This window comes from Pseudomonas sp. PDM17 (genome assembly GCF_014851985.1).
Lineage (GTDB): Bacteria > Pseudomonadota > Gammaproteobacteria > Pseudomonadales > Pseudomonadaceae > Pseudomonas.
The window spans coordinates 150,353-168,795 of the sequence record NZ_JACVAT010000001.1 but is presented as its reverse complement, the minus strand read 5'-3'; the positions used below and the strand labels follow the sequence as shown (position 1 = coordinate 168,795).

21 protein-coding genes are annotated in these 18,443 nt (G+C 65.4%); 8 read left to right on the top strand and 13 right to left on the bottom strand.

Features of this window, described 5'->3' with window-relative positions; all coding sequences use genetic code 11:
• Positions 1 to 406 precede the first annotated feature (406 nt).
• On the top strand, positions 407 to 2,539 hold the full coding sequence (locus tag IB256_RS00815; RefSeq protein WP_192401021.1) for a methyl-accepting chemotaxis protein: 2,133 nt from the start codon (positions 407 to 409) through the stop codon (positions 2,537 to 2,539).
• A gap of 137 nt (positions 2,540 to 2,676) precedes the next feature.
• On the opposite strand, the gene IB256_RS00810 is transcribed toward IB256_RS00815, so the two are convergent.
• Genes IB256_RS00810 through IB256_RS00800 form a run of 3 tightly spaced genes read right to left on the bottom strand, consistent with a single transcriptional unit; the run spans position 2,677 to position 3,759 of the window.
• Positions 2,677 to 3,288, bottom strand: coding sequence for an SOS response-associated peptidase (locus tag IB256_RS00810; protein ID WP_192401020.1), 612 nt, complete (start codon positions 3,286 to 3,288; stop codon positions 2,677 to 2,679).
• A 22-nt stretch (positions 3,289 to 3,310) separates the two neighbouring features.
• Complete coding sequence (locus IB256_RS00805; RefSeq protein ID WP_081516295.1) at positions 3,311 to 3,577, bottom strand: DUF2007 domain-containing protein; 267 nt, start codon at positions 3,575 to 3,577, stop codon at positions 3,311 to 3,313.
• The gene (locus IB256_RS00800) at positions 3,577 to 3,759 is read right to left on the bottom strand and encodes a CPXCG motif-containing cysteine-rich protein (protein WP_192292137.1); all 183 of its coding nucleotides are present in this window, start codon (positions 3,757 to 3,759) and stop codon (positions 3,577 to 3,579) included. The genes IB256_RS00805 and IB256_RS00800 overlap by 1 nt, the downstream gene beginning before the upstream one ends.
• A gap of 138 nt (positions 3,760 to 3,897) precedes the next feature.
• Here IB256_RS00800 and IB256_RS00795 point away from each other — a divergent pair, with 138 nt between their 5' ends.
• A complete protein-coding gene (locus IB256_RS00795; RefSeq protein WP_151188253.1) occupies positions 3,898 to 5,058 on the top strand; it encodes a 1-acyl-sn-glycerol-3-phosphate acyltransferase in 1,161 nt (386 codons plus the stop codon).
• Between the two features lie 41 nt (positions 5,059 to 5,099).
• Here the strand turns inward: IB256_RS00795 and IB256_RS00790 are convergent, their stop codons facing one another.
• Positions 5,100 to 5,378 carry a hypothetical protein gene (locus IB256_RS00790; protein ID WP_081516298.1) on the bottom strand — a complete coding sequence of 93 codons (279 nt, stop codon included), beginning with the start codon at positions 5,376 to 5,378 and terminating at the stop codon, positions 5,100 to 5,102.
• Between the two features lie 262 nt (positions 5,379 to 5,640).
• On the opposite strand from IB256_RS00790, the gene IB256_RS00785 reads away from it, so the two are divergent.
• Positions 5,641 to 5,847 carry a hypothetical protein gene (locus IB256_RS00785; RefSeq protein ID WP_081516299.1) on the top strand — a complete coding sequence of 69 codons (207 nt, stop codon included), beginning with the start codon at positions 5,641 to 5,643 and terminating at the stop codon, positions 5,845 to 5,847.
• Positions 5,848 to 5,910: 63 nt separating this feature from the next.
• On the opposite strand, the gene IB256_RS00780 is transcribed toward IB256_RS00785, so the two are convergent.
• On the bottom strand, positions 5,911 to 6,498 hold the full coding sequence (locus IB256_RS00780) for a YajG family lipoprotein (RefSeq protein ID WP_081516300.1): 588 nt from the start codon (positions 6,496 to 6,498) through the stop codon (positions 5,911 to 5,913).
• An 802-nt stretch (positions 6,499 to 7,300) separates the two neighbouring features.
• Here IB256_RS00780 and mqo point away from each other — a divergent pair.
• Positions 7,301 to 8,794, top strand: coding sequence for a malate dehydrogenase (quinone) (mqo, locus tag IB256_RS00775; RefSeq protein WP_151188254.1), 1,494 nt, complete (start codon positions 7,301 to 7,303; stop codon positions 8,792 to 8,794).
• A gap of 63 nt (positions 8,795 to 8,857) precedes the next feature.
• On the opposite strand, the gene IB256_RS00770 is transcribed toward mqo, so the two are convergent.
• The 3 genes from IB256_RS00770 to IB256_RS00760 all read right to left on the bottom strand — a co-directional run bounded on the left by IB256_RS00770 (position 8,858) and on the right by IB256_RS00760 (position 10,385).
• Entirely contained in the window at positions 8,858 to 9,259 is a 402-nt protein-coding gene (locus tag IB256_RS00770; protein WP_192401019.1) for a VOC family protein, read from the bottom strand.
• A gap of 233 nt (positions 9,260 to 9,492) precedes the next feature.
• On the bottom strand, positions 9,493 to 9,780 hold the full coding sequence (locus IB256_RS00765; RefSeq protein WP_192401018.1) for a PA4642 family protein: 288 nt from the start codon (positions 9,778 to 9,780) through the stop codon (positions 9,493 to 9,495).
• A 98-nt stretch (positions 9,781 to 9,878) separates the two neighbouring features.
• Positions 9,879 to 10,385, bottom strand: a complete 507-nt coding sequence (locus IB256_RS00760; RefSeq protein ID WP_192401017.1) for a hypothetical protein — start codon at positions 10,383 to 10,385, stop codon at positions 9,879 to 9,881.
• A gap of 142 nt (positions 10,386 to 10,527) precedes the next feature.
• Between IB256_RS00760 and IB256_RS00755 the strand changes: the two genes are divergently transcribed.
• Entirely contained in the window at positions 10,528 to 11,445 is a 918-nt protein-coding gene (locus IB256_RS00755) for a LysR family transcriptional regulator (protein WP_192292145.1), read from the top strand.
• Here the strand turns inward: IB256_RS00755 and IB256_RS00750 are convergent.
• The 3 genes from IB256_RS00750 to IB256_RS00740 all read right to left on the bottom strand — a co-directional run bounded on the left by IB256_RS00750 (position 11,429) and on the right by IB256_RS00740 (position 14,041).
• Positions 11,429 to 12,853 carry an aldehyde dehydrogenase family protein gene (locus tag IB256_RS00750; RefSeq protein ID WP_192401016.1) on the bottom strand — a complete coding sequence of 475 codons (1,425 nt, stop codon included), beginning with the start codon at positions 12,851 to 12,853 and terminating at the stop codon, positions 11,429 to 11,431. The two genes, IB256_RS00755 and IB256_RS00750, sit on opposite strands and share 17 nt — an antisense overlap.
• Before the next feature lie 151 nt (positions 12,854 to 13,004).
• On the bottom strand, positions 13,005 to 13,481 hold the full coding sequence (locus tag IB256_RS00745; protein ID WP_192292151.1) for a WbuC family cupin fold metalloprotein: 477 nt from the start codon (positions 13,479 to 13,481) through the stop codon (positions 13,005 to 13,007).
• Between the two features lie 2 nt (positions 13,482 to 13,483).
• On the bottom strand, positions 13,484 to 14,041 hold the full coding sequence (locus tag IB256_RS00740; RefSeq protein WP_017519718.1) for a hypoxanthine-guanine phosphoribosyltransferase: 558 nt from the start codon (positions 14,039 to 14,041) through the stop codon (positions 13,484 to 13,486).
• A 155-nt stretch (positions 14,042 to 14,196) separates the two neighbouring features.
• Here IB256_RS00740 and upp point away from each other — a divergent pair, with 155 nt between their 5' ends.
• The 3 genes from upp (at position 14,197) to IB256_RS00725 (ending at position 17,299) form a co-directional block, all read left to right on the top strand.
• A complete protein-coding gene (upp, locus tag IB256_RS00735; RefSeq protein ID WP_081516307.1) occupies positions 14,197 to 14,835 on the top strand; it encodes a uracil phosphoribosyltransferase in 639 nt (212 codons plus the stop codon).
• Between the two features lie 3 nt (positions 14,836 to 14,838).
• A complete protein-coding gene (locus IB256_RS00730; RefSeq protein WP_192401015.1) occupies positions 14,839 to 16,140 on the top strand; it encodes a uracil-xanthine permease family protein in 1,302 nt (433 codons plus the stop codon).
• A 160-nt stretch (positions 16,141 to 16,300) separates the two neighbouring features.
• Entirely contained in the window at positions 16,301 to 17,299 is a 999-nt protein-coding gene (locus IB256_RS00725) for a lysylphosphatidylglycerol synthase transmembrane domain-containing protein (RefSeq protein ID WP_192401014.1), read from the top strand.
• Positions 17,300 to 17,302: 3 nt separating this feature from the next.
• Here the strand turns inward: IB256_RS00725 and IB256_RS00720 are convergent, their stop codons facing one another.
• Together IB256_RS00720 and purU are read right to left on the bottom strand one after the other, a co-directional pair.
• Positions 17,303 to 17,488 (bottom strand): hypothetical protein, encoded by a 186-nt coding sequence (locus IB256_RS00720; RefSeq protein ID WP_192292157.1) that lies wholly within the window; start codon positions 17,486 to 17,488, stop codon positions 17,303 to 17,305.
• 87 nt (positions 17,489 to 17,575) lie between these two features.
• Positions 17,576 to 18,427: a formyltetrahydrofolate deformylase gene (gene purU, locus IB256_RS00715; RefSeq protein ID WP_017519713.1), complete on the bottom strand. Its 852-nt coding sequence runs from the start codon at positions 18,425 to 18,427 to the stop codon at positions 17,576 to 17,578.
• Between the last annotated feature and the right edge of the window lie 16 nt (positions 18,428 to 18,443).

The following is an 18,443-nucleotide window of genomic DNA, read 5'->3' as shown; positions in this document are numbered from 1 at the left end:
CTCCCACGGACAGCGCGCATGGTAGGCCCACCCCCGATGCCCGGCAACTGGCAGGAAACAGCCGGCGCAGCAGTGACTTAGGAAACCGCACCGATGCATCTGAAGGTGCCTTGGGGCGACTGTCGTGGCGTACGCGGGGCATGGCATCGCACCTGCGATCCACACCCGCGAGCTAGCCGCGGCCAGCGTCTGATTTCACCCTGAAAACCAGGATGTCGAGGCGCTCGCCACGGCCAGATAATTTCATTTTGACATCACATGCTAGACCTCCCGGTCAGCGCCGACAATCCTGCGACAGGCGGCGAACAGCCGCGTTACAACCCATTACAACGGCCGCCTAAGGAAAATCCCCGGACCTGCCGATACAGATAGACACGCAGACCTCTGGCGCATTCCGGGTACCCGTATGAAATTCAAGTCGATCCAGTTTTCCGTGGTGGCGTTGGCAGGTGCCAGCGTTCTGGCAGTGGTCGCGGCGCTGGTGCTTTACGCGTTGTTCGCCGGCTCGCGGACCCAGGCGCTGGTGCAGGAGCGCACCCAGGCGCTGCTCGAGCAGGTGATCAACGATCGCCTGGTAGCGATCGCGCGCGGCCAGGTCGCACAGATCCAGCGCGAACTGGAATACCCGCTCACCGTCGCCCGCGACCTCGCCAACACCAACGCCCTGCTCGACGAGACAGACAGCAATGGCCAGCCGCTGCTGGGCATAGGCCGCGCCGGCATGTCCAACCTGCTGCGCCAGACCGTGGCGCAGAACCCCAAGCTGCTCGACGCCTTCGCCGGCTGGGAACCCAACGCCTTCGCCGGCAACGACAGCCAGTACTCCGGCCTGCCCGGCTACGACGTCAGCGGCCGCTTCATGCCCTGGTGGTACCGCAAGGACGGCGGCCTGACCGTGGAAGCCATGGGCGACACCCTGGAAAGCCAGAAAATGCAGCCTACCGGTGTGCGCGAAGGCGAGTACTACCTGTGCCCGAAAGAGAAGCACCAGCCCTGCATCATCGACCCGGCGCCCTACGAGATGGCCGGCAAGATGGTGCTGATGTCCTCGTTCAACGCGCCGATCATGGTCAAGGGCCAGTTCAAGGGCACCGTCGGCGTGGACTTGTCGCTGGACTTCATCCAGGACCTGCTCAAGGCTGCCGACAGCCAGCTCTACGACGGCGCCGGCGAGATGGCGCTGATCTCCACCAACGGCCGCCTGGTCGCCTACACCAAGGACCCGGCCAAGCTCGGCGAACCCGCCAGCAGCGTGCTGGACGCGAGCGAAGTGGCCAACCTGGCCAAGCTCACCCTCGACCAGCCGCTGACCTCGGTGGACAAGGAACACGGCCACATCGAGCTGTTCCTGCCCTTCACCATCGCCGACTCCGGTGCGCGCTGGACCCTGATGCTGCAACTGCCGCAGGAAGCTGTGCTGGGTGACCTGAACCAGCTGCAAAGCGACCTGAAATCCCAGCGCGACAGCGACACTCTGGGCATGACCCTGGTCGGCCTGCTGATCGCCGCCATCGGCCTGGCCGTGATCTGGCTGGTCGGCCATGGCATCGCCCGCCCGCTGCGCCAGCTGGTCGGCATGCTCGACGACATCGCCCAGGGTGAAGGCGACCTGACCCGCCGCCTGAGCAGCGACCGCGCCGACGAACTGGGCTCCATCGCCAAGGGCTTCAACACCTTCCTGGGCAAGCTGCAGGGCATGATCGGCCAGGTGGTGACCTCGGTGCAGCACGTCAGCGATTCCTCCGAGCACACCGCTGACATCGCCATCCGCACCAACCAGGGCGTGCAGAAGCAGTTGGCGGAGATCGAGCTGGTGGCCACCGCCGTCCACGAAATGACCGCCACCGCCCAGGACGTGGCGCGCAACGCCACCCATGCGGCCGAAGCGGCCAACCATGCCGACCAGGCCGCGCACCACGGCAAGCGCATCGTCGAGAGCAGCTCCACGGCGATCCAGGCGCTGGCCAGCGAGATCGGCCGCGCCGTGGGCGTGGTGCAGTCGCTGGCCCGCGACAGTGAGAACATCAACGCGATCCTGGTGGCCATCCGCGGTATCGCCGAGCAGACCAACCTGCTGGCGCTCAACGCCGCCATCGAGGCTGCCCGCGCCGGTGAACAGGGCCGCGGCTTCGCGGTGGTCGCCGACGAGGTGCGCAACCTGGCGCAGAAGACCCAGCAGGCCACCGAGGAAATCCAGTCGATGATCCAGCAGCTGCAGAACGGCACCCGCGAAGTGGTGCACGTGATGCAGCAGAGCCAGGACAAGACCGAGGACAGCGTGCGCCACGCCGGAGAGGCGGCCCAGGCATTGGAGTCGATCACCCAGGCGGTGTCGGTGATCAACGACATGAACACCCAGATCGCCAGCGCCGCCGAGGAGCAGAGCGCGGTGGCCGAGGACATCAACCGCAACGTCAGCAACATCGGCATGGTCGCCAACCAGGTGGCCGGCGGCGCCGACGAGGCCTCCCAGGCCAGCGCCGAGCTGACCAAGCTGGCGGAGCAGCAGCGCCGGCTGGTGAATCAGTTCAAGGTGTAAGACAGGCTGCAGGGCGTGCGCTGCCGTCGACAGCGCACGCATTGGTAGGATGGGTGGAGCCTAGGCGATACCCATGCTGCCGGTGCAGGGGGCGATGGGTATCGCTGCGCTCCCACCATCTTACTGCCCCGGAGTTCTCAGGCCGGCGTCAGGCACTCCGGCCCATTGCAGGTCGGGTCATTGATGAAGTTCGCCAGCGCCTGCACGCGCAGCCGCGCCTGGGGCAACCGCAGCAGTTCCAGCAAGCGCGCGGCGGGCGTCGCGTTCGACAGCCATTGCGCCTGCTCCTGCACATCGAGAATCAGCGGCCGGCGCATATCGCCCGCCGCCTGGGTGAGCATCGCCACGCTGTAATAGGTGTGGCCTTCCACCGGATACGCCTCCCACACCCCCGCAAAACAGATCAACCCACCTCCGGAAACCCAGTGCGGCCGCTTGCGCACGCCGAGCCACTCATAGAAGCCATTGGCCGGCAGCAGGCAGCGGCGCTGGGCGAAGGCATCGCGGAACATCGGCTGTTCAACGATGGTTTCCGCACGGGCATGGGCGGGGGTTCGCGACAGGTCCTTCAGCCAGGCCGGCGTCAGGCCCCAGCGCGCGAGGTCGGCATGGCGCGCGCCGTTCTCCTCGCGCAGCATGAGCACGCGGGCGCCGGGCGCGACGTTCCACTGCGGCTGCAGGTCGGCAGGGAAGCCGGCATTCTCGGCAAGCTCGCGGTTCCAGCGGAACAGGGCGTAGCGGCTGGTCATTGGGACTCGTCGGGGGAGAAGGTCAGCAAAGCAGGACGCCGGGACCGCCCTCGTGATCGTCGGCGCAGCCCGGCAAGGGTTGCGCGGCATTGTACGCGGCGATCAGTTCGCGCGCCTGCTCGGCCACGTCGTCCTCCACCCACAGGTGCAGCAGGCCCAGGCCCGGCAGCTCGCCGATGCCGCCGACCAGATGGCGTCCGCCAAGGTGCGACGAAATGCCCTCGTTGGCCAGCATGCCACCCAGCAGCTCGGCTTCGATCAGGTCGGCGGGTTCGTAGATTCGCTGCATCAATCGTCCTCGCGCTGGACTTCCAGGGTCCAGTCCACGCCGTCGGTGTGGAGCTGGAACAGGATCGGCCGGCAACACACCGGGCAATCTTCATAGTAGCTCTGGTCGCCCCCGGAGAGATCAAGCACAGCCTCGGCCGGCTCGCCGCAATAGGGACAGGAATAGGCCTGACTTTCGAGCATCGCTGGTTCCCCCGTGACTTCCGTTTATAATCGCGCGGTCTTTTTGGGTGCCCGCCTGGCCGGTGAGTCGGCGGCATACCCATCCGGGCCGTCTATTTCGCGGCCTGTCCCGTGATACCCCGAGAATTCATAGAGAGCATGATGGGCGAGTTCGAAGCCATCCGACCGTACAACGACGCCGAAGTCCCGGCTGTCCTGCAGCGCCTGCTGAGCGATGACGCCTTCCTCGGCGCGCTGGCGCGTTACCGTTTCCCGCGTCTGTCCGGTCCGTTCGGATGGCTGCTCAGACCTCTTATAGCCCATCGGCTGGCCCGCGAAGTCACTGGCATCCGTAGCGTCAGCGAGCTGCAGCACAAAGTCGAGCCCTACGTCGACCGGACCATCGAGCACGCCACCGACGGCGTCACCTATTCCGGCGTCGAGCGCCTGCAATCCGGCCGTGCCTACCTGTTCATCGCCAACCACCGCGATATCGTGGTCGACCCGGCCTTCTGCAACTACGCGATCTACCACGCCAAGCTGCCGACGCCGCGCATCGCCATCGGCGACAACCTGCTGCAGAAGTCCTTCGTCAGCGACCTGATGCGCCTGAACAAGAGCTTCATCGTGCACCGCTCGATCAGCGGTCGGCGCGAGAAACTGGCGGCGTACCAGAACCTCTCGGCCTACATCAATCACTCGATCTGCCAGGACGGCCAGTCGATCTGGATCGCCCAGGCCGAGGGCCGCGCCAAGGACGGTGACGACCGCACCGATTCGGCGATCCTCAAGATGTTCCACATGAGCCGCAAGGACGAGCCGTTTGCCGAGGTCGTTCGCCAGCTGCACCTGATCCCGGTGTCCATCAGCTACGAATACGACCCCTGCGATGCCGCCAAGGCCCGCGAGCTGTTCACCCGCGCGACCACCGGCGAGTACACGAAGGCGCCGGGCGAGGACGACCGCAGCATCGTGCAGGGCATCACCGGCTACAAGGGCCGGGTGCACATCAACTTCGGCGAGGAGATCACCGGCGACTTCGCCGACGCCAAGCAGCTCGCCGCCGAGCTGGACCGGCAGATTCTCGGCAACTACCGGTTGTTCCCGGTGCACTACCTCGCCTACGAGGCCTCCGATCTGCGCGACGCCGCGCTGAACGTGCCGCGCGCCGAGACCCTGTTCAAGGCCGAGGAACTGCAGCGTGCGCGCACCGAATGGGAGCGCCGCCTGGGCGAATGCCCCGCGGAGCAGCGCGGCCACCTGATCCTGCAGTACGCCAACCCGGTGCTGAACCAGTACCGACTCAAGCAGCAGGCATGAAAAAAGGCGCCCTCGGGCGCCTTTTTCAATTCCCTGATGACTCAGAGCCGGGTGCTGTACCAGCTCACCGTCACGGCCAGGGCCATGCAGGCGAAACCGAAACGGTAGAAGAAGCGGTTCATCCGCGCGGTGGGCTCGACACTGTCCAGCGGCACCGGCGCAATTTCGCTCTCGGCGGCCAGGCGCGCCAGGGCGAGACGTTCGCGGCGGCGGGTCGCCAGCAATAGCCAGCCTCCGGCCAGGGCGAAGAACAAGGCCAGGTCATTCACGATACGACCGGGATGGGCCTGGAAAAGACTCCAGAGCGCCTGCAGCGACATCACAACCTCCGCTTCAGAACTGCACGCCAACGACTTCGAAGCAAAGCGGGGTCAGTCTGGACGAACGGGCTTGGCCCGTCATGGATGAGAAACAATCGACGCGCATTTTATCCGCTGGGCCGCCATCGCAGCCAGCACGCAACGCTTATTTACGACGAGCGTAAGAGTTATCGAGAAAGGGTCTAAGACCTCTCCCGCGTTCTGGCACGTTGCTGGCTTCAACGAATTCTGCAAACCCGGTCTTTCGCCAAGGAGATTCGCCATGCTCGACATCGTCCCCCACGAAAACGCCTACCTGATCGAACACCTCGAGGAAATCGAAGCCGTGGTCGTCGAACTCTCGTTCAACGTCCAGGACGACCACTGGCTGGTCTACACCCAGGCCTGCGGCCACGAGCACCTGGACCTGCCGGAAACCGACGAGCGCATGCGCTCGTTCGAGGTCGACCCGTACCGCCAGGCCGCCTGATCGCCGCCGACCAGCGTCCATGAAAAAGCCCGCCATTCGGCGGGCTTTTTCATGTCCGATCGATCAGCGCTGGTTCAGTGTCTGGCCGATGGTCGGGTCCTTGAACACGCGGGTCAGCGCGTCGCTGAGCACGTCGCTCACCAGCTTGGTGTTGGTCGCCTGGTTGGGCGCCATGCCGAAACGCTGGTTGGTCGAGGCACCGTAGCGGCCGCTGTAGCGACGGGTGCCGCTCTGCACATCGGCGCGGAAAGTGGCGCCGATGTCGGCCTCGGTGACGTACATGCCCTCCTTGGGCGACTGGTACTTCAGCTCGGCCAGGGTCAGGGTCAGTTGTGGCGCGTTGTAGGCGTTGGCCGACGGGGTGAAGCCCAGCAGGCGCACGGCGGTTTCAGCCTGCAGCTGCAGCTTGGGGATTACGTCTTCGCTGCGCACGGTCAGCTGGCTGGTTTCCGAGTACAGGCCACCACGGGTACCCAGCGCGGTGCTCGGGCGACCGTCGACGACTTTCACCACCACCGGCTGGCCCTGGCCAACGGCGGCGACCGGGCCCTTGAACTCGGGCGTCGGGTTGAGTTGTTGCGGGCTGAGGGCGCAGCCGGTCAAGGTCAGGCTGGCGGCAGCGATAAAGCCGAGCAACAGGCGAGGCAGCATGCTCATCTCTCCATGGGGTAAGCGATGGCCGGCAGTATACCGGCGGGCAGCGCGGTCAGATAGCGCTTGGCCATTGGACGCGGAACCCGTTCTCAGGGTTCCCTCGCCGCGCGTCGATAGGCCGCCTTGACCCACCTGCAGGCAAGACGCACCGGGAGGGGGCACAAATGGTCAATCAAGGGGTAGACACTAGGAAAAAAGTCTAAGGTGCAGAGCTTTTTTTTGTGTTTCGCCGTTATAATCGCCCCCCGATTATAAGGACGCCTCCTGGTCGGGCCCCGCACGATGCCGACACACCGTGTCTCGCCTCTGCCACCCCTCAAAGAGAGTCGCCACTCGCCTCGGTCACTGGCCGTCGCGCTTTGTACGTTCGTTGCGCAGAACTTGGCATGGATGCAGCCGCCCCCTCCGCACGGAGACCGGACCGGCCCGCGACGACGATCCCCTTTGAGCTTCACGCCTCCAAAAGAGCGTGATCGAAGGTTTTTCACTACTTCACGAGAGTGTGGCGAGCAATGAAGAGTTTTGCGTTGGTAGCACCATTGACGTCTGACCCCGCAGCACTGAATCGCTTTTTCGGCACCGGAAGCCGCGCATAAGCGCCACTTTTGGATGCACTTGCGGATGAATTCGTCCGCCGAGGACTGCCGAGAAGGTGCGCACTTCCCCTCCTCCGATCCCGGCCCGAGACATTCCGCGAAAGGTCCTTTGCGACCTGAGAAGAATTCGGACATGCGGCTTTCGCGCAACGAGCGCAAGGCCCTAGTCACAACTGGCTGCTGATAGTTTTGGAGACGCGTTAATGGCGCAGAACGAAATCGAATCGATGGACGTGCTGCTGGTCGGCGCCGGCATCATGAGCGCAACCCTGGCTGTCCTGCTCAAGGAAGTCGATCCCGGCGTCAAGCTCGAGATCGTCGAACTTCAGGAATCCGGAGCCATCGAGAGTTCCAACCCGTGGAACAACGCCGGTACCGGTCACGCCGGCCTCTGCGAGCTGAACTACACCCCGCAGGCGGCTGACGGCTCGATCGACATCAAGAAGGCGGTGAACATCAACGCCCAGTTCGAGGTGTCCAAGCAGTTCTGGGCCTACCTGACCGGGAAGGACGCCTTCGGCGCACCGCGCAACTTCATCAATCCCGTTCCGCACATGAGCTTCGTGCGTGGCAAGGACATTCCGTTCCTGAAGAAGCGCCATGAGATGCTCGCCCAGCACCATGCCTTCTCCTCGATGGAATACACCGAGGACCGCGCGAAGATCGCCGACTGGGCCCCGCTGACCATTCCCGGCCGCCCGGCCGACGAGCAGGTCGCGATGACCCGCGTGGAAAGCGGCACCGACGTCAACTTCGGCGCCCTGACCAACCAACTGCTGAGCTACCTCTCCAGCCGCGAAGGCAGCGAAGTCCGCTACTTCCAGAAGGTCGTGGGTCTCGAGCGCTCCGGCGACGGCTGGCTGGTGGACATCAAGAACACCCAGACCGGCGATGCCCGCAAGGTCAAGGCGAAGTTCGTCTTCCTCGGCGCTGGCGGCGGCGCGCTGCCGCTGCTGCAGATGTCCGGCATCCCGGAAAGCAAAGGCTTCGGCGGCTTCCCGGTGAGCGGCCAGTGGCTGCGTTGCGACAACCCGGAAGTGGTCAAGCACCACCAGGCCAAGGTCTACAGCCAGGCCGAAGTGGGCGCCCCGCCGATGTCCGTACCGCACCTGGACACCCGCGTGGTCGAGGGCAAGACCTCCCTGCTGTTCGGCCCGTACGCCGGCTTCTCCACCAAGTTCCTGCGCCACGGTTCGTTCCTCGACCTGCCGCTCTCGGTGCGCACCAGCAACCTGCTGCCGATGCTCGCCGTGGCCCGCGACAACATGGACCTCACCCGCTACCTGGTGAAGGAAGTCATGCAGTCCATGGACCAGCGCATCGAAGCCCTGCGCAAGTTCTACCCGGAACTGAACCCGGCCGACTGGCGCCTCGAAACCGCTGGCCAGCGCGTGCAGATCATCAAGAAGGACCCGAAGAAAGGCGGCATCCTGCAGTTCGGTACCGAACTGGTGGCGGCCCAGGACGGCAGCATCGCCGCCCTTCTCGGTGCCTCGCCGGGTGCATCGGTCACCGTGTCGATCATGCTGGGTCTGCTGGAGCGCTGCTTCCCCGAGCGCTACAAGTCGGCCGAGTGGACCGCGAAGCTCAAGGAGATCTTCCCGGCCCGCGAAAAGCAGCTGGAAACCGACGCCGCGGTGTACCGCGAAGTCAACCAGATGACCGCCGACCGTCTGCAGATCGTCGCCGCGTCCTGAGTGCCGCACTCATGAAAAAGCCCGCCGTCCGGCGGGCTTTTTCGTTTCTGTGTTCGGAAGCGGTCAATGGCAGCTGATCATCCAGCCGACGCCGAAACGGTCGGTAAGCATGCCGAAGCGCTGCGCCCAGAAGGTCTTCTCCAGCGGCATCTCCACCCGCCCCTCCTCCGCCAGGGCGGCAAATGCCTGCTCCGCCGCCACCACGCTGCGCAGCGTCAGGTGCAGGGAGAAACCATTGAAAGCTGCGTTGTGCTCGCCGCGGCCATCGGACAGGAAGACTTCCGTCTCGCCGATCTGCAGGCTGGCGTGCATCACCTTGTCCAGCCAGCCATCGGGCACCGGCGAGGGGCCGGGCGCCTCCTCGTAGCGCATCAGCGCCCCCAGCTGAGCACCCACTGCGTGTTGGTAGAAGGCAATGGCCTCTTCGGCGCGACCATGGAAAAACAGATAGGGCTGTACTTGCACGGCTTCGTCCTCGCCTTGTCGTTATCGTTCTGAGGGAAAGTCTAGGCGGGGATTCGCGGAGGTGTCCGGCGAGTCTGTTCGTAGGATGGGTGGAGCGCAGCGATACCCATGCGGTCCGCAGCTCGGAAGTGATGGGTATCGCTGCGCTCCACGCCATCCTACTTCGAGTTTCCCTGCTGAACTCGCGAACAAAAAAGCCCGCACAAGGCGGGCTTTTCAGCGGTTCGCAGCGATCAGCCGCGAGCGGCCTTGATCACCTCGATGTAAGGCTCGGCCTGGCGCTGGTTCTGGATCAGGGCGATGAAGTCCTGGCCCTGGGCATCCTTGGCGGACAGGTCGTAACCGGCTTCGACGAAGAAGCCGACGAAGCGCTCGAAGTCGTCGATGCGCAGGCCGCGGTAGGCCTTGACCAGCTTGTGCAGGGACGCCGGGGTGTCATCGGCCGGTTCCACGTCGAGGAACAGCTTGATGGCGTCGTCGTTGATCTCTTCGCCAATCACCTGCTTCTTGTCTTTACGCATCGCTCGCTTCTCTCTACGGCTGTCTCGGGGATCGCGGCCGGCAACGGCTCAGGCCGGGCACCACGGGTCGGGCAGTTTAACCCTGCGCCGTGCGCGGCTCAACGCGTGCGAATGGCGCCGGTGTGCAGGTCGGCCCAGATATGGCCGTTGCCGTAGGTGAGGAACTGCACGTAGACGGTGCCGTTGCGCAGCAGGTCGAGCAATTGTGGATAAGCCGCCTGCGGGTAATACAGGCTGAGCACGCGGGACTTCTCGTCGTAGGCCGGCTTCTTCAGGCTCTTGCCCTCGGCGTCGAAGCTGATGACGACCTGGCTGATCTGCGCTCCCTTGTTCAGCGGCTTGCCCTTCAGGCGCAGCAGCGACGGCGTGGTGATCGGGATCGGCTGCTGGTTGGACTGCCGCTGGTTGCCCAGCACCACGCTGTATTCAGTGACCTGCAGCAGTTGCTGCTGCTCCGGCTCGCCCTGGCGCAGACCGGCGTCGTCCGGCGGCAGGAACTGGCTGTGCATCGGCGCGGCAACGGCCTCTCCAGAAACGCAGGGGGCAAAGCCAAGAGGAAGGCAGAACAGCAGCGCCAACGCGGCGCCCGGCATGCGAATGGACATCATCACCTCCGCGGGACAGGGCCAGGCACTCTAGCATGCGCCCCAAGCGGCACGACAGGCACACGTGGCAAGCGCAGCGATACATTGATAGCCTTCGAAGCAATACCCTCGACACATCGTCCTTCACGAATCGAAACCCGCCATGCTGCACAACGTCTCCGACCTCGACCTGCGCCTGCTGCGCATCTTCGCCTGCGTGGTGCGCTGCGGCGGGTTCTCCGCCGCGCAGGGCGAACTGGGCATGGGCCAGTCGACCATCAGCACGCACATCGCCAGCCTGGAGACGCGCCTGGGCTATCGCCTGTGCGAACGCGGCAAGAGCGGCTTCCGCCTCACCGAGAAAGGCGAGCGGGTACTGGACTATGCGCAGAGCCTGTTCGCCGCGCTGGGCGACTTCCGCGATCAGGTGCAGTCACTCGCCGGGCGCCTGGTCGGTGAGCTGCACCTGGGGCTGGCCGACAACATTGCCACCCTTCCCGACGCCCGCATCCACCAGACCCTGGCGCGCTTCAACCACCGCGACCAGGACGTGCGCCTGCACTTCCTCATCGAATCATCCAGCGAGCTGGAGCGTCTGGTGCTCAGCGGCCGCCTTCACCTGGCCATCGCCTGCTTCAGCCGGCGCCTGCCGAACCTGCGCTATGAGCCGCTGTACCACGAGCGGGTGGCGGTGTTCTGCGGGCGCGAGCATCCGTTGTTCGACCGGTCAGTGAAAGACGCCGCAGAGCTGGAAAGCTGCGACTGGATCCAGCACGGCTATGCGGTGGCCGACGTACAGTTGCCCGCCGACCCGCAACGCAGCACGGCCTTCGCCCAGCACATGGAGGCGGTGCTCCACGCCGTGCGCGGCGGCACTCATCTGGGCTACCTGCCCACGCACTACGCCGAACGCTGGGTGGAACAGGGTGAGATGCGCGCGCTGCTGCCGGACAGCCTCGGTTACGGCATCACCCACAGCCTGGTGGTGCGCGACGAGCCGGGGCACAACGAAGCGCTCCAGGCGCTGGTCGAGGACCTGCGCCTGGAGCACGGGGTGGCGCCGGTCAGCGCGGCGCGGTGATGTGCTTGATGTCGAAGAACGCCGACAGGCCCCACGGCCCCAGCTCGCGGCCGATGCCACTGCGCTTGCCTCCGCCCCAGGAGGTCTGCGGGAATACCACTTGCGGCGAGTTCAGCCAGACGTTGCCAGCCTCCAGGCACTCGGCGACACGCTGGGCGCGCTCGAGATCGGCGCTGCACACGGTGGCGGCCAGGGCGAAATCGCTGTCGTTGGCCTGACGCAGTGCATCCGCTTCATCACTGAAGGTGCGCACGCACAGCACCGGGCCGAAGATTTCCTCGCGCCACAGGCGGCTGTCAGCCGGTACGTCGGTGTACACGGTCGGCTGGATGAACCAGCCCTCGGCTGCTTCGCCGCCGGTCAGGCAGGCCAGGCCTTCGTCGCGAGCCACCGCGAAGTAGTCGAGCACCTTGCGGTACTGCGCTTGGCTGGTCATCGGGCCCATGTCGGTCTCGCCGAGCAGCGAGTCACCGACGCGCAGGCCTTCCACCGCGACCTTCAGCTTCGCCAGCAGCGGCTCGGCGATGGATTCCTGCACCAGCAGGCGCGAGGTGGCGGAGCACATCTGCCCGGCGTTCCAGTAGACGCCGGCGATGATCCACTGCACGGCCTGGTCCAGGTCGCAGTCCTCGAACACCAGGATCGGCGACTTGCCGCCCAGTTCCAGGCCCACCGGCAGGGTGCGCGCGGCAGCAGCTTCCATGACCTTGCGGCCGACGACGTTGCTGCCGGTGAAGGACAGCTTGGCGATGCCCGGATGGCTGCACAGCGCTGCGCCGGCATCGGCCAGGCCCGGCACCAGGTTCAGCACGCCGGCGGGCAGGCCGATGGCGTCGGCGATCTCGCCCAGCACCAGCTCGATCAGCGGAGTGATCTCCGAGGGTTTGAGCACCACGGTACAGCCCGCCGCCAGGGCCGGCGCGACTTTCCAGGCGCTGGTCACCAATGGGAAGTTCCAGGGCACGATCAGGCCAACCACGCCAATCGGCTCGAAGCGGGTCTGCGAACGGTAGCCGGCGTCCGGCAGGGCCACCTCGGCGTTCTGCCGGGCGTCCAGTTGGTCGGCCAGTTCGGCGTAGTAGGCGAAGGTGGCAATGGCATCGCCGATATCGATTTCCGCTTCCAGGCGCGGCTTGCCGCTGGCCTGCATCTGCAGGGCGATCAGCGCTTCGCTGCGGGCTTCGAGCTGTTCGGCGAAGGCGCGCAGGTAGCCCGCGCGCTGGGCGGCGCTGGTCAGCTTCCAGTCAGTGAAGGCGCGCTTGGCGGCAGCGACGGCGCGCTCCACGTCGGACACACCGGCGCAGGCGACTTCCGGCAGCGCTTCACGGGTAGCGGGAGCGATCGGGCGCAGGACGGCACCGCTGTCGGCGGGCTGCCATTGGCCATCGATATAAAGGAGACGGGACATGCGAACCTCGGACGGTTGTCTGGTGAGGGTCGCAGGATAGGCGGGGCATGCATCGGCAAAAATGCGAGTCAGCCCATGCATGCATCGATATAACTCGATGTGTAGGTGCGGGCCATGCCCGCGAATCGCGCCCGTCGGGCGTCCTCTCGAATCAGGCTGGGAACTGCGAACGCATCCAGTCCAGGTACTCGGCGGCGCCCGTCTCACCCTCGCGCGGCGCCCATTGCCCGCGCTCGTCCTCGCTCAGCGGCACGAAGGGGCCGGCCTTGGCTTCGAACATGATGCTGTCCGGCTCCAGCGCCACGATGGCGTGGAAGGTACCCGGCGGCAGGTCCGCACCGACGCAGTCGCCACCGGCACGCAGCACGCGGGTAGTCAGCAACTCGCCGTTATCGGAAAAGATCAGCAGGCCCAGCGCGCCTTTCACGACCAGCAGGCTTTCGGCCTTGTCCGGGTGACGGTGGCAATGCGGCGGGATGTAGCTGTCGGGTTGCAGCGCATTGAGCAGGCGATGGCAGGGCTCGGTCTGCTCATGGAAGTTGTGGTTCTGCCGGCGCCGGGGGCTGGCGGCAGCACGGGCCGCGACCTCGTCGAACAGCGCACTGTCGAGAAAACGCGGCCCGCCCATCGTCAGAGACCTTTTACGGCGAAGATACCGGCGGCGTTACGCCAGTAACCCTTGTAGTCCATGCCGTAGCCGAAGATGTAGCGGTCGATGCAGGACAGGCCCACGTAGTCGGCCTTCAGGTCCGGACGGGCCTTGCGGTCGTGGTCCTTGTCGATCAGCACGGCGGTGTGCACACGCTTGGCGCCGGCATGCTTGCAGAAGTCCATGATCGCCGAGAGGGTGTGCCCTTCGTCGAGGATGTCGTCGATGATCAGCACTTCGCGGTCGATGAAGGAGATTTCCGGCTTGGCCTTCCAGAACAGCTCGCCGCCGGTGGTCTCGTTGCGGTAACGGGTCGCATGCAGGTAGGAGGCTTCCAGCGGGAAATTCAGCAGCGGAAGCAGCTTGCCGGAGAAGATCAGGCCACCGTTCATCACGCAGAACACCACCGGGTTGGTGTCGGCCAGCGAGCCGTTGATGGCCTCGGCCACACGGGCGATGGCGGCCTCTACCTCGGCGTTGGTGTACAGGCAGTCGGCTTCGGCCATGACTTGGCGGATGTGCGCGAGATCGACGGACATGGGGGTTCTCCCGTGAAAAAGTGCGCAAAGGTACCTATCGGCGTGCCACGGAGCAAGGGTCAGCGGACGGATGTCGCCGACAATCGTGGCCCAAGGTAGCTAGGATGCATTACGCTACCGCAATTTTTTTGCCAGCCCGTCCGGAGAACCCATCCATGCCCGTCCTCGAGATCCGCCATCCCCTGATCCGCCACAAGATCGGACTGATGCGCCGTCACGATATCAGTACCAAGAATTTCCGCGAGCTGGCCCAGGAAGTGGGCGCCCTGCTGACCTACGAGGCGACCAAGGATCTGCCCCTGGAAAACTACGAGATCGAAGGCTGGGCCGGCCCGGTGCAGGTCGAGAAGATCGCCGGCAAGAAGATCACCGTGGTGCCGATCCTGCGCGCCGGCATCGGCATGCTCGACGGCGTGCTCAGCCTGATTCCGGGAGCCAAGGTCAGCGCCGTGGGCGTGGCGCGCAACGAGGAAACCCTCGAAGCGCACACCTACCTGGAAAAGCTCGCGCCGGACATCGCCGAGCGCCGCTCGCTGATCATCGACCCGATGCTGGCAACCGGCGGCTCCATGGTCGCCACCATCGACCTGCTCAAGAAAGCCGGCAGCAAGGACATCCGCGCCATGGTGCTGGTGGCCGCTCCCGAAGGGATCAAGGCAGTCAACGATGCGCATCCGGACGTGCTCATCCTGACCGCTTCCATCGACCAGTGCCTGAACGAGAATGGCTACATCATGCCGGGCCTGGGCGATGCCGGTGACAAGATCTTCGGCACCAAGCAGAAGGAAACCTGATAGATGGCCGATGAATTCAACGAACCGCTGTGGCGCCAGATCATCTCTGGCGCACAGATGCTCTTCGTGGCCTTCGGCGCGCTGGTGCTGATGCCGCTGATCACCGGCCTGGACCCGAACGTCGCGCTGTTCACTGCCGGCTTCGGCACCCTGATGTTCCAGATTGTCACCGGCCGCCAGGTGCCGGTGTTCCTGGCCTCAAGCTTCGCCTTCATCACCCCGATCATCCTCGCCAAGGGCCAGTTCGGCCTGGCGGCGACCATGGGCGGCGTGGTGGCGGCGGGCTTCGTCTACACCTTCCTGGGCCTGGCGGTGAAGGTCAAGGGCACTGGCTTCATCGACCGCCTGCTGCCGCCGGTGGTCATCGGCCCGGTGATCATCTCCATCGGCCTGGCCATGGCTCCCATCGCCGCCAACATGGCGATGGGCAAGGCCGGAGACGGCACCGAGCTGATCCCCTACAAGACCGCCATGTTCATCTCCATGCCGGCGCTGCTGACCACCCTGATCGTCGCCGTGTTCGGCAAGGGCATGCTGCGCCTGGTGCCGATCATCGCTGGCGTGCTGGTGGGCTACGGCCTTTCCTTCGCCTTCGGCGTGGTCGACGTGGCGAAGATCGTCGCTGCGCCCTGGCTGGAGCTGCCGAAGTTCACCGCCCCGGAATTCAACTGGCAGGCCATCCTGTTCATCGTTCCGGTGGCGCTGGCCCCGGCCATCGAGCACATCGGCGGCGTTATCGCCGTGGGCGGCGTGACCGGCAAGAACTACCTGAAGACCCCGGGCCTGCACCGCACGCTGCTGGGCGACGGCATTGCCACCTCCGCTGCCGGCCTGTTCGGCGGCCCGCCGAACACCACCTATGCCGAAGTCACCGGCGCGGTGATGCTGACCAAGAACTACAACCCGAAGATCATGACCTGGGCGGCGGTGTTCGCCATCAGCCTGGCCTTCGTCGGCAAGTTCGGCGCCATCCTGCAAAGCATCCCGGTACCGGTGATGGGCGGCATCCTCTGCCTGCTGTTCGGCACCATCGCCTCGGTGGGCATGAACACCCTGATCCGCCACAAGGTGGACCTGTCCCAGGCGCGCAACCTGTGCATCGTCTCGGTCACCCTGGTGTTCGGCATCGGCGGCGTGCTGATCGGCACCGGCACCGGCCCGGACGACTTCGGCCTGAAGGGCATCGCCCTGTGCGCCATCGTCGCCATCCTGCTGAACCTGATCCTGCCCGGCGAAGAAGGCTGGGAAAACAAGGCGCTGGAACAGGGCGCCGGCGACTCTGCGGCCGACAAACCCGCCGAGTGAGCCCCGGGCGCCGCCTCGCGGCGGCGCCCCGCCCACACAAAGTCAGGCGAACGCAGCATGCCGATCACGGTCCACTCAGCATGACAGTTCGATCCCGACAGGAGGCACTCCCCATCCGCTTCGCCTCGCTCGCCCCGTTTTTCCCGTCGCAGGTGCGCCCGTGAATCGTGCCGCGTGGCTGCTGCTCGGCCTGATCGGCGCCTCGCTGATCCCCCTCGCCATCGGCGGCCGGGAGATGCTCGAGCATGTCCTGGCCTTCCCCCGCGACCAGTTGCTGATCATGTTCGGCATGATCTGCCTGTGCTGGCTGATCAACGCGCAGAAGCTGCGGGTGCTGCTCAATGGCCGCGCCGGCGAGATCGGCAAGGTGCGCTCGGTGGGCATCATCATGGCCTCGGAGTTCGCCTTCTACGCCACCCCCGGCGGCACCGGCGGCCCGCTCACCCTGATGGCCCTGCTCGCCCGCCACGGCATGCGCCCGGCGCACAGCAGCGCGATCTTCGCCGTGGACCAGTTGAGCGACCTGCTGTTCTTCCTCTGCGCACTCGCGGCGGTGCTGGTGTGGGCGCTGTCACACAGCGTCAGTCCGAACCTGGAGACGTCGCTGATCACCAGCGGCGTGCTGCTGGGCGGGATCTTCTTCGGCGTGGTACTGCTCGCGCGCTTCCAGCGCCGGGTGATCAAGGCCAACGGCCGGCTGTTCGAGCGCCTGGGGATGAAACCGCGCACACGCCTGCACTGGGCGCGCAAATGCCTGCACTTCCGCGACACCCTGGTGAGCTGCCTGCGCCAGCCCAAGCGCCGGCTGCTGCTGATCTTCTTCTTCACCTGCTGCCACTGGGTGCTGCGCTTCTCGGTGCTCTACATCACCCTCAAGGCGCTGGGCGTGGACCTGCACTGGGCCTGGGCCTTCCTGATCCAGTTGCTGTCGCTGGCCGCGGGTCTCGCCACGCTACTGCCGGGAGGCGCCGGCGGCACGGAGCTGACCAGCGCCGCGCTGCTCGCCCCGCTGGTGGGCAAGTCCACGGCAGCCGCAGCGATCCTGATCTGGCGCGTGGTGACCTACTACTTCTACCTGGTGATGGGCGCGCCAGTGTTTGCCCTGATGGCGGGCCGGCCGTTGTTGCGCAAGCTGATGGGGCTGCGGGAAAGCGCCTGAGGATCAGTCGCCGGAAGGCTTGTCGTCTTCGGACGGCGCCTTTGGTCTGAGTGAATCCCAGAGTTCAGCGGCGCCGGGAAACTCGGTGCCGTCCTCGTCGCTCAGGGCTTCGGGATCGTAGCGGCTGGTACAGCCTTCGCCCAGGGTGGGCGGCGGGGTGGCGGTGCCGGGGCTCTTCGGGTCACTCATGCTGACCATCTCCGTTGAGCGCAGCGCCTGCCGTCAGGCGACGGCGGGAGCATGCGGAGTACCCAGTCTAGAACGAAACCGGGTGGATCAGTCGAATACCACGGTCTTGTTGTCGTGCACCAGCACGCGGTCTTCCAGGTGGTAGCGCAGGCCGCGGGCCAGCACCAGTTTCTCCACGTCCTTGCCCAGGCGTACCAGGTCTTCGATGTTGTCGCGGTGGCTGATGCGCACTACGTCCTGCTCGATGATCGGGCCGGCGTCCAGCTCCTCGGTCACGTAGTGGCAGGTCGCACCGATCAGCTTCACGCCACGCAGCGACGCCTGGTGGTACGGCTTGGCACCAACGAAGGACGGTAGGAAGCTGTGGTGGATGTTGATCACCTGGTGGCGGTACTTCTGGCACAGGTCCGGCGGCAGGATCTGCATGTAGCGCGCCAGCACCACGTTGTCGGCCTGGTGCTCGTCGATCAGGCGCGACACCTGCTCGAAGGCCGGCTGTTTGTTCTTCGGGTCCACCGGGACGTGGAAGTACGGAATGCCGTGCCACTCCACCATGCTGCGCAGGTCATCGTGGTTGGCGATCACGCAAGGAATCTCGCAGTCCAGCTCGCCGCTGTGCCAGCGGTGCAGCAGGTCCGCCAGGCAGTGCGATTCGCGGCTGGCCATCAGCACGACGCGCTTCTTCACCGAGGAGTCGGTGATACGCCACTCCATGGAGAACTCGCGGGCAATCGGTGCGAAGGCCTGGCGGAAACCGTCGATATCGAACGGCAGGGAGTCGGCACGAATCTCATGCCGCATGAAGAACCAGCCGTTGTCGTTGTCGGAATGGTGACTGGCCTCGGTGATCCAGCCGTTGTAAGTGGCCAGGAAATTACTCACCTTGGCGACGATGCCGACCCCGTCGGGGCAGGCGATCACCAGTCGGAAAGTGCGCATGGGTGTACTCCAGATA

Excerpts from the sequence above, each read along its gene's own strand:
- IB256_RS00815 (WP_192401021.1), top strand. The coding sequence starts at position 407 with ATGAAATTCAAGTCGATCCAGTTTTCCGTGGTGGCGTTGGCAGGTGCC.
- IB256_RS00810 (WP_192401020.1), bottom strand. The coding sequence starts at position 3,288 with ATGACCAGCCGCTACGCCCTGTTCCGCTGGAACCGCGAGCTTGCCGAG.
- IB256_RS00805 (WP_081516295.1), bottom strand. The coding sequence starts at position 3,577 with ATGCAGCGAATCTACGAACCCGCCGACCTGATCGAAGCCGAGCTGCTG.
- IB256_RS00800 (WP_192292137.1), bottom strand. The coding sequence starts at position 3,759 with ATGCTCGAAAGTCAGGCCTATTCCTGTCCCTATTGCGGCGAGCCGGCC.
- IB256_RS00795 (WP_151188253.1), top strand. The coding sequence starts at position 3,898 with ATGATGGGCGAGTTCGAAGCCATCCGACCGTACAACGACGCCGAAGTC.
- IB256_RS00790 (WP_081516298.1), bottom strand. The coding sequence starts at position 5,378 with ATGTCGCTGCAGGCGCTCTGGAGTCTTTTCCAGGCCCATCCCGGTCGT.
- IB256_RS00785 (WP_081516299.1), top strand. The coding sequence starts at position 5,641 with ATGCTCGACATCGTCCCCCACGAAAACGCCTACCTGATCGAACACCTC.
- IB256_RS00780 (WP_081516300.1), bottom strand. The coding sequence starts at position 6,498 with ATGCTGCCTCGCCTGTTGCTCGGCTTTATCGCTGCCGCCAGCCTGACC.
- mqo (WP_151188254.1), top strand. The coding sequence starts at position 7,301 with ATGGCGCAGAACGAAATCGAATCGATGGACGTGCTGCTGGTCGGCGCC.
- IB256_RS00765 (WP_192401018.1), bottom strand. The coding sequence starts at position 9,780 with ATGCGTAAAGACAAGAAGCAGGTGATTGGCGAAGAGATCAACGACGAC.
- IB256_RS00760 (WP_192401017.1), bottom strand. The coding sequence starts at position 10,385 with ATGTCCATTCGCATGCCGGGCGCCGCGTTGGCGCTGCTGTTCTGCCTT.
- IB256_RS00755 (WP_192292145.1), top strand. The coding sequence starts at position 10,528 with ATGCTGCACAACGTCTCCGACCTCGACCTGCGCCTGCTGCGCATCTTC.
- IB256_RS00750 (WP_192401016.1), bottom strand. The coding sequence starts at position 12,853 with ATGTCCCGTCTCCTTTATATCGATGGCCAATGGCAGCCCGCCGACAGC.
- IB256_RS00745 (WP_192292151.1), bottom strand. The coding sequence starts at position 13,481 with ATGGGCGGGCCGCGTTTTCTCGACAGTGCGCTGTTCGACGAGGTCGCG.
- IB256_RS00740 (WP_017519718.1), bottom strand. The coding sequence starts at position 14,041 with ATGTCCGTCGATCTCGCGCACATCCGCCAAGTCATGGCCGAAGCCGAC.
- upp (WP_081516307.1), top strand. The coding sequence starts at position 14,197 with ATGCCCGTCCTCGAGATCCGCCATCCCCTGATCCGCCACAAGATCGGA.
- IB256_RS00730 (WP_192401015.1), top strand. The coding sequence starts at position 14,839 with ATGGCCGATGAATTCAACGAACCGCTGTGGCGCCAGATCATCTCTGGC.
- IB256_RS00720 (WP_192292157.1), bottom strand. The coding sequence starts at position 17,488 with ATGAGTGACCCGAAGAGCCCCGGCACCGCCACCCCGCCGCCCACCCTG.
- purU (WP_017519713.1), bottom strand. The coding sequence starts at position 18,427 with ATGCGCACTTTCCGACTGGTGATCGCCTGCCCCGACGGGGTCGGCATC.